General features: G+C 53.1%; 7 protein-coding genes and 2 pseudogenes. 6 read left to right on the top strand and 3 right to left on the bottom strand.

What is annotated here, in order from left to right:
* Positions 1 to 412: 412 nt before the first annotated feature.
* Both aas and lplT read left to right on the top strand, forming a co-directional pair.
* A complete protein-coding gene (gene aas / locus O1V66_RS21320) occupies positions 413 to 2,581 on the top strand; it encodes a bifunctional acyl-ACP--phospholipid O-acyltransferase/long-chain-fatty-acid--ACP ligase (protein ID WP_045049498.1) in 2,169 nt (722 codons plus the stop codon).
* A pseudogene (lplT, locus tag O1V66_RS21325) lies at positions 2,578 to 3,781 on the top strand (lysophospholipid transporter LplT). The gene aas and the pseudogene lplT overlap by 4 nt, the downstream one beginning before the upstream one ends.
* A gap of 56 nt (positions 3,782 to 3,837) precedes the next feature.
* Here lplT and O1V66_RS21330 read toward each other — a convergent pair.
* From O1V66_RS21330 to mutH, 3 genes are all read right to left on the bottom strand, one after another.
* Complete coding sequence (locus O1V66_RS21330) at positions 3,838 to 4,878, bottom strand: NADP(H)-dependent aldo-keto reductase (RefSeq protein ID WP_045049496.1); 1,041 nt, start codon at positions 4,876 to 4,878, stop codon at positions 3,838 to 3,840.
* A 293-nt stretch (positions 4,879 to 5,171) separates the two neighbouring features.
* A complete protein-coding gene (locus O1V66_RS21335) occupies positions 5,172 to 5,390 on the bottom strand; it encodes a YgdI/YgdR family lipoprotein (RefSeq protein ID WP_045049495.1) in 219 nt (72 codons plus the stop codon).
* 90 nt (positions 5,391 to 5,480) lie between these two features.
* Entirely contained in the window at positions 5,481 to 6,167 is a 687-nt protein-coding gene (mutH, locus tag O1V66_RS21340; RefSeq protein WP_045049494.1) for a DNA mismatch repair endonuclease MutH, read from the bottom strand.
* Between the two features lie 693 nt (positions 6,168 to 6,860).
* Here mutH and rppH point away from each other — a divergent pair.
* The 4 genes and pseudogenes from rppH (at position 6,861) to thyA (ending at position 11,551) form a co-directional block, all read left to right on the top strand.
* Positions 6,861 to 7,388: an RNA pyrophosphohydrolase gene (gene rppH / locus O1V66_RS21345; RefSeq protein ID WP_045049493.1), complete on the top strand. Its 528-nt coding sequence runs from the start codon at positions 6,861 to 6,863 to the stop codon at positions 7,386 to 7,388.
* Between the two features lie 11 nt (positions 7,389 to 7,399).
* Positions 7,400 to 9,769 carry a phosphoenolpyruvate--protein phosphotransferase gene (ptsP, locus tag O1V66_RS21350; protein ID WP_269128012.1) on the top strand — a complete coding sequence of 790 codons (2,370 nt, stop codon included), beginning with the start codon at positions 7,400 to 7,402 and terminating at the stop codon, positions 9,767 to 9,769.
* Between the two features lie 110 nt (positions 9,770 to 9,879).
* A pseudogene (gene lgt, locus O1V66_RS21355) lies at positions 9,880 to 10,750 on the top strand (prolipoprotein diacylglyceryl transferase).
* Between the two features lie 6 nt (positions 10,751 to 10,756).
* Positions 10,757 to 11,551, top strand: coding sequence for a thymidylate synthase (gene thyA, locus O1V66_RS21360; protein WP_045049490.1), 795 nt, complete (start codon positions 10,757 to 10,759; stop codon positions 11,549 to 11,551).
* The last annotated feature ends 171 nt before the right edge of the window (positions 11,552 to 11,722 follow it).

An 11,722-nucleotide genomic window follows, 5' to 3' on the forward strand; every position in this document is an offset into this window, starting at 1 on the left:
CGGATGCGTAGGTTTTTTTGCCCGCACCCCGCACCCCCGCACCTTGCCCGCCTGAATCTTACTCATTCTGTTAACAACTATAAAACTTGCTCCTTACATTCTGTGCGGCAATTCTTACAGTTGGTTGCAGTTTGCGCAGAACTCTTGCGATTGAAAGGTAGTGCATTGCCGACCACTTCTCTAATGTGGGTGATCCCAGAGGTATTGATTGGTGAATCATCCAGCATGTTTTGCATGTTGAAACCGATTAAATTTGCACCAACCTACGCAGATGCGTAGGTTTTTTTGTCTCTGATTTTTTTCTGATTTTTTCCTGATATTGCCTTAGCTGTCGTCAAAGAAAGCATGCCTGTGCTAACCTCGTTAACTGCCTGTTCTCATTCGGATAGGCACAAATTCAGAGGAGAACGGAATGCTCTATCGGTTGTTATATTCATTTTTTCGCGCATTTTTTAAGCTGATTTTTCGCGTCAGTGTGACGCCTGCCCATGCGCAGTTCAACTACCCGAAGATGCTGCTGACTCCAAACCACGTGTCGTTTATCGATGCCGTGCTGCTGGTCCTGTTTCTACCGATAAAACCGGTGTTCGCCGTCTATTCCAACATTACCGAAAGCTGGTATATGCGCTGGCTCAAGCCTCATGTCGACTTCGTGCCGCTGGATCCGACCAAACCGATGGCTATCAAGCGCCTGATGCGCGAAATCGAGAAGGGGCGTCCGGTCATCGTGTTTCCCGAGGGACGCATTACCGTCACCGGTTCATTGATGAAAATTTATGACGGTGCCGGATTCGTTGCCGCCAAATCGCAGGCGGCGGTGATCCCCATTCGCATCGACGGCGCTGAATTCACGATTTTCAGCCGTTTGTTCGGCAGCTTCAAGCTGCGCTGGTTCCCGAAAATTACCCTTAATATTCTGCCGGCACAGACGGTGCCGATGCCCGATGCTCCTCGCGCCCGCGACCGCCGCATGCTGGCGGGTCAGCATCTGCACAGCATGATGATGGAAGCGCGGATGGCGACTCGTCCACCCGAAACCTTGTATCAGGCCTTTCTGTCGGCCCAGACCCGTTATGGTCGCCGTAAACCCTGTATCGCCGATATCGCCTTCAAGGAAGACAGTTATCAGGGGCTGCTGAAGAAATCTCTCGGCGTGAGCCGCATCCTTCAGCGCTTCACCGAGGAGGGCGAGCACGTCGGCATGTTGCTTCCCAATGCGACCATCACCGCCGCGGCGATTTTCGGGGCCTCGATGCGCAATCGCATTCCGGCTCTCCTTAATTACACCTCCGGTGCAAAAGGGCTGAAAAGCGCGGCCAGAGCGGCGCAAATCAAGACTATCGTCACTTCCCGACAGTTTCTGGAGAAAGGCAAGCTGACCCAGCTGCCGGAGCAGGTGACCGAGGTGAAGTGGGTCTATCTTGAAGACCTTAAAGATACCGTCACGCGGGAAGACAAGCTGTGGATCCTTTATCACCTGATTTTCCCCCGCAAGGCGATGCTCCCGCAGCAACCCGATGATGCGGCGCTGGTGCTGTTTACGTCCGGGTCGGAAGGCAATCCCAAGGGGGTGGTTCACTCGCACGCCAGTTTGCTGGCCAACGTCGAACAAATCCGCACCGTTGCCGACTTTACCCCGCGTGACCGCTTTATGTCGGCACTGCCGCTGTTCCATGCCTTTGGCCTGACGGTGGGGCTGTTTACGCCGCTGATGACCGGTGCCCGCGTGTTTCTCTATCCAAGTCCGCTGCATTACCGCATTGTGCCGGAACTGGTTTACGACCAGAACTGCAACGTGCTGTTCGGCACCTCGACCTTCCTTGGCAACTATGCCAAATTCGCACACCCCTATGATTTTGCACGGGTTCGCTATGTTGTTGCAGGCGCCGAAAAACTTTCCGACAGTACCCGCGAGATTTGGCAGAACAAGTTCGGGCTGCGCATTCTCGAAGGTTATGGCGTAACCGAATGCGCCCCTGTAGTGGCTATCAATGTGCCGATGGCGGCCAAGGTGAATACGGTCGGCAAAATCTTGCCGGGCATGACTTCGCGTCTGCTGCCCGTTCAAGGCATCGACAAGGGCGGGCGATTGCAGTTACGCGGCCCGAATATCATGAAAGGCTATTTGCGGGTTGAAAATCCCGGCGTGCTCGAGACGCCGTCGGCCGAAAATGCCCAGGGTGAGGTCGAACAGGGCTGGTATGACACCGGCGATATCGTCACGCTCGACGAGCAGGGTTACTGCGCCATTCGCGGCCGCGTAAAACGTTTCGCCAAGCTGGCCGGTGAAATGATTTCGCTCGAAAGCGTGGAACAGCTGGCGCTCAATGTTTCTCCCGACGCACAGCATGCGGCGACTTCGCGCACCGACAGTGCCAAAGGCGAAGCGCTGGTGCTGTTTACGACCGACAGCGAGCTCAAGCGTGATCAACTGTCCAGAAGCGCCCGCGAAATGGGCATTCCCGAACTTGCGGTGCCGCGTGACATTCGCGTAGTAAAAGCCCTGCCGTTACTCGGCAGCGGAAAACCTGACTTTGTGACCCTGCGCGAAATGGCAGAAAAACCGGAGAATGAAGCATGAGCAAGCCTTTGGGGAGCCAGTTTCCCCTGATGTCGCGCGGTATGACTGCCGTGATTGTTGCCCAGTTTTTATCGGCCTTCGGCGATAACGCGCTGCTGTTTGCGACGCTGGCCCTGATTAAACAGGAGCTTTATCCCGACTGGAGCCAGCCTATTCTGCAAATGGCGTTTGTCGCGGCCTACATCATTTTGGCGCCTTTTGTCGGGCAGTTTGCCGACAGCTTCGCCAAAGGACGGGTCATGATGGTCGCCAACGGGCTTAAACTGCTGGGTGCGCTGGTTATCTGCTTTGGCTTCAATCCCTTTCTCGGCTATGCGCTGGTGGGCGTGGGGGCGGCGGCCTATTCCCCGGCCAAATACGGCATTCTGGGTGAAATCACCTCGGGCGATCAGCTGGTCAAGGCGAACGGCTTGATGGAGTCTTCAACCATTGCCGCCATTCTGCTCGGCTCGGTTGCCGGGGGCGCATTGGCAGATTGGCATATTACGGCAGCCTTGATTATCTGTGGATTGGCGTATGCCGCTGCCGTCGCCGCCAATATCTTTATTCCAAAACTGGCGGCTGCGCGACCGGGGCAATCCTGGCATCCACGTCGCATGTCTTCCCGCTTTTTCAGCGCCTGTAACACGCTTTGGCGAGATGCCGACACGCGCTTCTCTTTAGTGGGAACCAGCCTGGTTCTGGGGCGCTGGGGTTACGCTGCGTTTTCTGCTGGTGCTGTGGGTGCCGGTGGCTCTGGGGATAAGCGATAACACCACGCCGACGCTTTTGAACGCGATGGTCGCCGTCGGGATCGTGCTGGGCGCGGGCGCGGCGGCACGTCTGGTTACGTTAAAAACCGTTAAACGCTGTCTGCCGGCCGGCATCGGTATCGGCGTGGTCGTGGTGCTGTTCAGCCTGCAACACAATATGCTCAATGCCTATGTCCTGCTGGCGCTGATTGGCGTGCTGGGCGGCTTTTTTGTGGTGCCTCTGAATGCCTTGTTACAGCATCTTGGCAAAGAGACGGTCGGTGCAGGGAATGCGATTGCGGTGCAGAACCTCGGCGAAAATACGGCGATGTTGCTGATGTTGGGGCTCTATTCGCTAGTGGTGATGCTGGGCGCACCGGTGGTTGCCATTGGCGTAGGATTCGGCGTCGTGTTTGCCCTGGCCATCGCCGTATTGTGGGCCTGGCAAATCAAGCAGAAACGCCGCTAGTTTTTCGCAAAGTAAAAGGGCGCATCGAGCGCCCTTTTTTCGTCATTATTCGCCGATTATGGCGCAGGAATGGTGAAACGTTTGTGGATCTCTTCCAGCGCGTTGATAACGTCTTCATCCAGCGTCAGATCCTGACTGTCGATATTAATCTTCAGCTGTTCCATCGTGGTGGCGCCCAGCAAGGTGCTGGCCACGAAAGGTTGCTGACGAACAAAGGCCAGCGCCATCTGCGAGGGATCCAGATTCAGTTTCTGCGCCAAACCGACATACTCCGCGACCGCCGCCTGTGATTGCGGCGAAGAATAACGGGTAAAGCGGCTAAACAGGGTGTTACGCGCCCCGGCCGGTTTTGCCCCGTTAAGGTATTTGCCGCTCAGCGTACCAAATGCCAGACTGGAATAGGCCAGCAGCTCAACGCCTTCGTGCTGACTGATTTCCGCCAAACCAACCTCGAAGCTGCGGTTCAGCAGGCTATACGGGTTTTGAATGGAAACGATGCGCGGCAGGTCGTGTTTTTCGGCCAGTTGCAGATAACGCATCACGCCCCAGGGCGTTTCATTGGAGACGCCGATATAACGAATCTTGCCTGCACGCACTTGCTCATTCAGCGCTTCCAGCGTTTCCAGCAGCGTGATTGGCGAATTATCCGGGCTGTAGGTGTAACCCAGTTTGCCGAAGAAATTGGTCGGACGCTGTGGCCAATGCAGCTGGTACAGGTCGATGTAATCGGTATTCAGGCGTTTCAGGCTGGCATCCAGCGCGGCGCGGATATTTTTGCGATCGAGCACCTGACCCGGACGAATAGAGGCATCGTTGCCGCGCGAAGGTCCGGCAACCTTGCTCGCGAGGATGATTTTTTCACGATTACCGCGCGCCTTGATCCAGCTTCCTATATAGCTTTCAGTCAGCCCCTGCGTCTCGGGACGCGGAGGAACCGGATACATCTCGGCGGTATCGATAAGGTTAATGCCTGCCGCGAGGGCATAATCGAGCTGCTGGTGAGCTTCGGCTTCACTGTTCTGTTCACCATAAGTCATGGTGCCCAATCCCAGTACGCTCACTTCTAAAGAACTATGGGGTATACGGTGATATTGCATTGCCTGTCTTCCTTAGTGTCTGAGAATGTCTGGCTGCGCTTGAAAGTGGGGGCCGCAGAGGCTTCGCCGGCGCGTAGCACAGTCTTTTATAACCAAAAAAGCGCGTATCGGAGCAGCCACGCATGATTGACTATATACAACGGATGCCAGAGGGGGAAGGGCAAACGGGGAAAGCGCTCGTTTTGCTACGTGCGCCATATTGCGTGAAAGGGAGACGGCGTCTGACAACAATACCGTCCTGCTTCAAGCCGGTATTGTTGTTGGAAAACAAGATAAGGCACGGATGAAGCCGTTCAGCGCTTCATTATTTGCGAGACCTGATCGTTATTGATCTGGCGTTCATTACCCTGAGCATCTTCATAACTCAGCAAGCCCGTATTACTGTCGAGTTCGGGTTTGCCCTCGGTTAATATAATGTTGCCGTCTTTGGTGGCAATAACATAATCGCTGGAACATCCCATCAATGTAAACGCAATACCTACCGCACCGACAAGCCTGATAGCATTTTTCATAGCATGACCTCTGGATTCAGTCCGAAATAGACCCCTTTGATAAGATTAGCAAAGAAATGGGTCGGCCTGACAACGCCGCCTTCAAAGATTTCAGAGCAAGAAATGACGCGCCAGCAGCTGGCGGGTAAAGTTCTTCTTGATGTAAAAACCACGCGGTAACGTCATGATAGGTTGCCCTTTTTCGCCAATGGCTTCCGTTCTGGCCTTGTTGTTGGCCGCCTTGGGTCGAAGCTGCAATACTTCACCGTGACGTGCCGTTATGCTTTCCACTTTGCCCAGAACGATAAGATCCATCAGTTCTTCCCAATCCTGTTGCAGCTGATGTTCTTCTTCTACCGAAGGACTCCAGAGTAATGGCGTGCCGATACGACGTACCGAGAGCGGAATTTGCCGCTCACCTTCCACTGGAATCCACAGCACGCGGGCCAATTTATGACGAACATGACTGCTCTCCCAGGTTACGCCACTGTTACCCGTCAGTGGCGCGACACAAACAAAGGTGGTTTCCAGCGGATTGCCCGTACTGTCGATAGGGATCGTTTTCAGTTCAACGCCGATTTCCGGGAAATCCTGTTCCGGTTTACTTCCTGCACTTGCTCCTAAATACACTTCCAGCAACATGCCGACCCAGCCTTTTTCCCTTTTCAAATCCTTGGGAATAGGCAAGCCAGCCCGCTCTGCAAGCTCTCCGAGTGTATAACCGGCCAATGACTGGGCGCGCAAAAGCAACGCATGTTCGTCATGAGGAGGTTCGAAGGCAGGTAAGGGAATCGACATAAAACACTCGTCCAGAGTTGGTTAAAAAATGCACAGCAGGCAGCGCAATTAAAAATTAAAATCCATGCACTGTGATTAAGCTGAATAATAGCATGATTTGTCGCAGGTTTTTTCCCCTAAATCGCGTAGGGCAATGTCCGTTCGTTGAGTTGATCACCCGTTGAAGGGCACAATGAACAGGATCTTCCACCTACTTATCCACAGAAAACTTGGATAAGCAGCTTAAAACCTAACACTGTTTCCATTTACAGGCTTGACGAGGGGGTTTTTATGAGGTTTTGTCCCATATATGACCTGAAACTGAGTTTTCTCTGTGGATAAAATCAACATTGTGTGATCTTTCGCCAGTTTAGGATCTCTCTACAAATACACGTGAGGTCAGCGGCGCGTCAAGCCGGTGGATATCTTATTATCTTATTGTAATTTAAATGATTAATTTTATTTTTTCGTGGGTATAAAGATAGGGTCCAATTAGTTTTACCCCTCTTACTCTTATGTTCTTCACATACCTATCCACAGAAAAAGTGAATAAAATTCCCGAAACGGGGAAAGGTCTGTTTATAACTTTGGTGTTTTGCATAAGTTATCCCGCTTTTCCCCATTTGAACTGAGTGATAAGCAGTGGTTTACCGCCTGTTGGTAGTATGAAACAATCAGAGTATCTATGCATTTAAAGCTTATCGAGGTAGTCCGGTGATCGATGATGATGGCTACCGCCCGAATGTTGGTATCGTAATCTGTGACAAGCAGGGGCAAGTTCTATGGGCCCGCCGGTATGGACAGCACTCCTGGCAGTTCCCGCAAGGGGGAATCAACCCCGGCGAAACTGCCGAGCAAGCCATGTATCGTGAACTGTTTGAGGAAGTGGGACTAAGTAGAAAAGACGTTCGTATTCTGGCTTCGACTCGCAACTGGTTACGTTATAAATTGCCAAAACGTTTGGTGCGTTGGGATACAAAGCCGGTCTGTATCGGCCAAAAGCAAAAATGGTTCCTGCTACAGCTCATGTGTAATGATGCAGACATCAATATGCAACGCAGCAGTACGCCCGAATTTGACGGGTGGCGCTGGGTGAGTTTCTGGTATCCGGTGCGTCAGGTTGTGTCTTTCAAACGTGACGTTTATCGCCGGGTAATGAAGGAGTTTTCCACTACTGTGATGCCAATGCAGGAGGTGCCGGTTAACCGCACGCCTCCCGCGTATCGTCGAAAAAGAGGCTAAGTCACGAAGAAATGCTCACGCGGTTGCGGGAAATTGTTGAAAAGGTAGCGATGGCGTCCAGCCTGAATGATGCACTGGATGTTCTGGTTAATGAAACCTGCCTGGCGATGGACACCGAAGTGTGTTCAATTTATCTCGCAGATAACGATCGACGTTGTTACTACCTGATGGCGACGCGAGGCTTGAAAAAGCCTCGTGGGCGCACTATCGCACTCGCTTTCGATGAAGGTGTCGTTGGATTGGTCGGGCGTCTGGCCGAGCCTATCAACCTTGCCGATGCCCAGAGCCACCCCAGTTTCAAATATATTCCCCAGGTAAAAGAAGATCTGTTTCGATCTTTTCTTGGCGTACCCGTTATTCATCGCCGTCAACTGTTGGGCGTTCTGGTTATTCAGCAGCGCGAACACCGCCAGTTCGATGAAAGCGAAGAGTCTTTCATGGTTACGCTGGCCACGCAGATGGCGGCCATTCTTTCGCAGGCGCAGCTCAACGTATTATACGGCCGCTTTCGTCAGACTCGCGTCAAGGCATTGCCAGCTTCTCCGGGCGTGGCTATCGGTACGGGTTGGCAGGACAGCAATCAGCCTTCGCTCGACCATATCTATATGGCCTCAACGCTTGATCCGGTGCGTGAACGCGAGCGCCTGACCCGTGCACTGGAAGACGCGGGCGCCGAGTTCCGCCGATTCAGCAAACGTTTTACCGCCAGTGCGCAAAAAGAAAGTGCGGCCATTTTCGACCTTTATTCGCATTTGTTAAATGACGCGCGGCTCAAACGTGAGCTGTTTGCTGAAATCGATGCAGGTGCCGTAGCCGAATGGGCCGTAAAAAAGGTCGTCGAACACTTTGCCGCGCAGTTTGCCAGCCTGCAGGACACTTACCTGCGCGAACGTGGCAGTGATCTTCGCGCGCTCGGACAACGTCTGGTATTTCATCTTGACGACACGGCGCAGGGCGATACTCAATGGCCCGAAAACTTTATTCTGGTAGCCGATGAGCTGACTGCCACGCTGCTGGCCGAAATGCCGCAGGATCGCCTTAAGGGCGTAGTCGTGCGTGACGGCGCGGCCAACTCCCACGCCGCGATACTGGTTCGCGCGATGGGTATTCCGACCGTCATGGGTGCCGATATCCAGCCATCGTTGCTGAATCAGCGCCAATTGATTGTCGACGGTTATCGCGGTGAATTGCTTATCGACCCCGAACCCGTGCTGGTCAAAGAATATCGTCGACTCATCAGCGAAGAGATGGAGCTGAGCGAGCGCGCCGAAAGCGACGTTGAACAACCCGGTAAACTGCAAAGCGGCGAGCGGATTCAGGTGATGCTCAACGCAGGCCTGAGTGCCGACCACGAAAAGCGCTTTGGTGGTCGTGTCGACGGCATCGGGCTTTACCGCACCGAAATTCCTTTTATGCTGCAAAGCGGCTTCCCGTCGGAAGAAGAGCAGGTGGCGCAATATCAGGGCATGCTGCAACTGTTTCCGGCCAAGCCGGTCACTTTACGAACGCTGGATATCGGCTCGGATAAACAGCTGCCCTACATGCCCATCAGCGAAGAAAACCCTTGTCTTGGCTGGCGCGGGATTCGCATAACGCTGGATCAACCCGAAATCTTCCTGATTCAGGTCAGGGCGATGCTGCGCGCCAACGCCGCGACCGGCAATCTTGGCATTCTGTTACCGATGATAACCAGCCTCGAAGAAATCGACGAAGCGCGCCGGTTGATTGACCGTGCCGGACGCGAAGTCGAAGAGGCGTTGGGTTATGCGCAGCCCAAACCACGTATTGGCGTGATGATTGAAGTGCCCTCAATGATTTTCATGCTGCCTTCGCTGGCTGGCAGAGTCGATTTTATATCGGTTGGTACCAATGACTTGACGCAGTATCTGCTGGCGGTCGATCGTAACAACACCCGTGTTGCGGGTCTCTATGACAGTCTGCATCCAGCCATGCTGCGTGTGCTCAACCAAATCGTACGCGACAGCGAAGCGGCAGGTATCGATCTCAGCCTCTGCGGTGAGATGGCGGGAGATCCTATGGGCGCGCTACTTTTAATCGGCCTCGGCTATCGCAATCTCAGCATGAACGGACGCAGTATCGCGCGTGTTAAATACCTGCTTCGCCAGATTGATGTCACTGAAGCTCAAGAGTTGGCAAAGCATGCGCTCAAGGCGCAATTCACCGCCGAAGTGCGTCATATGACGGCAGCCTTTATGGAGCGCAGAGGCCTTGGGGGCTTATCCGCGGCGGAAAGTAGGGTCACTCCACCTCTAGACTTGCTGGAAAGTCTCGAATTGTTAATGTGTTACATGACGACGAGACTTTTTTTACAGATCTTTTCCCTCGCGGTTGAACCAGAGTTCTGTGCTCTTATGCTATGATTCGCATCCTCTGGCCTTGAGTCAATCAATCAGATAACGACCCTTGATTTGTTATCTTATTGATTAAAAGTTACTTTTGGCGCACATCAACATACAATTTGTGGTGATAGATGAGTAACAGCTATCTGGCGTTTCCCAAGTTTGATCCGGTCATCTTCTCCCTCGGCCCGGTTTCACTTCACTGGTACGGCTTGATGTATCTGGTAGGTTTCCTCTTTGCCATGTGGCTTGCCGTGCGTCGCGCCAACAAGCCCGGCAGCGGATGGAAAAAGGAAGAAGTCGAAAACCTGCTGTACGCGGGCTTCCTTGGCGTTTTCGTTGGTGGCCGCGTTGGCTACGTTCTGTTCTATAATCTGCCCCTGTTCCTCGATAACCCTCTGTATCTGTTCAAGGTATGGGACGGCGGAATGTCGTTCCATGGCGGCCTGATTGGCGTCATTCTGGTCATGCTGTGGTTTGCACGCCGTACCAAACGGACCTTCTTCCAGGTTTCAGACTTTATTGCTCCACTCATCCCGTTTGGTCTGGGTGCGGGTCGTCTCGGCAACTTCATCAACGGTGAGCTTTGGGGCCGTGTCACTACCGATGTACCTTGGGCAATGCTGTTCCCAGGCTCACACGATGAAGACGTGGCGATCGCTGCCGCCGATCCTAAATGGCAGCCGCTGCTTAACCAGTACGGCGTTTCTGCCGCGCCACCCTTCACAAATTTATGAATTGCTGCTTGAGGGCGTGGTGCTGTTTATCATCCTCAACCTGTTTATTCGCAAGCCGCGCCCGATGGGCAGCGTCTCTGGACTGTTCCTGATTTTCTATGGCGCATTCCGCATTATTGTCGAACATTTCCGCCAGCCGGATGCCCAGCTCGGCTTGTTCGATGGCGTTATCAGCATGGGGCAAATTCTCTCCATCCCGATGATCGTCTTTGGTATCATTATGTTCGTCTGGGCCTACCGTCGCCCGCAGAAACAATTGTCTTGAGGTAATATGAAACAGTATCTGGAATTAATGCAGCGAGTGCTTGATGAAGGCACGCCTAAAGGCGACCGTACCGGAACAGGTACCTTGTCGATTTTCGGCCATCAGATGCGTTTCAATCTGCAAGAAGGTTTTCCGCTGGTTACCACCAAGCGCTGCCATCTGCGTTCCATCATTCATGAGCTGCTCTGGTTCCTGAAAGGTGAAACCAATATTGCCTATCTGCGTGAAAACAAGGTCACCATCTGGGACGAGTGGGCTGATGAAAACGGTTCGCTGGGTCCGGTTTATGGTAAGCAATGGCGTTCATGGGGCGCAGCCGACGGCAAGCAGATTGACCAGCTTGCCAATGTCGTTGAGCAACTAAAGCAGGATCCAAACTCAAGACGCATCATCGTTTCTGCCTGGAACGTTGGCGAGCTGGACCAGATGGCGCTTGCGCCTTGCCACGCGTTCTTCCAGTTCTATGTGGCCGACGGCAAGCTCTCTTGCCAGCTTTATCAGCGTTCCTGCGACGTGTTCCTCGGACTGCCTTTCAATATTGCCAGCTATGCGCTGCTGGTTCACATGATGGCCCAGCAATGCGACCTCGAAGTCGGTGATTTCGTGTGGACCGGCGGTGATACCCATCTTTACAGCAACCACATGGAACAGACCCATTTGCAACTGAGTCGTGAACCTCGTGCATTGCCGAAATTAATCATCAAACGTAAGCCAGCTTCCCTGTTTGATTATAATTTTGAAGATTTTGAAATTGAGGGTTATGACCCGCATCCAGCTATCAAGGCCCCGGTTGCCATCTAAATCCTAATCAATCACCCGGCGTTCGTGCCGGGTGATTGCCTTCCGCCTTGTCTCCCTTCCTGCGTTCTATTTCTACCGTAAAAATAGTCATTGCCAACCCGTTTTTTCGTCTCGGATGAAAAGTTGGAATGCCTATTCCTGAACTTTTGTCGTGCCTTGCAACGTTCCTTT

Source organism: Rouxiella chamberiensis, from assembly GCF_026967475.1.
In the GTDB taxonomy this organism is placed as follows: domain Bacteria; phylum Pseudomonadota; class Gammaproteobacteria; order Enterobacterales; family Enterobacteriaceae; genus Rouxiella; species Rouxiella chamberiensis.

Coding starts and splice junctions, on each gene's coding strand:
- O1V66_RS21330 (WP_045049496.1), bottom strand. CDS start 4,878: ATGCAATATCACCGTATACCCCATAGTTCTTTAGAAGTGAGCGTACTG.
- thyA (WP_045049490.1), top strand. CDS start 10,757: ATGAAACAGTATCTGGAATTAATGCAGCGAGTGCTTGATGAAGGCACG.
- aas (WP_045049498.1), top strand. CDS start 413: ATGCTCTATCGGTTGTTATATTCATTTTTTCGCGCATTTTTTAAGCTG.
- ptsP (WP_269128012.1), top strand. CDS start 7,400: ATGCTCACGCGGTTGCGGGAAATTGTTGAAAAGGTAGCGATGGCGTCC.
- mutH (WP_045049494.1), bottom strand. CDS start 6,167: ATGTCGATTCCCTTACCTGCCTTCGAACCTCCTCATGACGAACATGCG.
- O1V66_RS21335 (WP_045049495.1), bottom strand. CDS start 5,390: ATGAAAAATGCTATCAGGCTTGTCGGTGCGGTAGGTATTGCGTTTACA.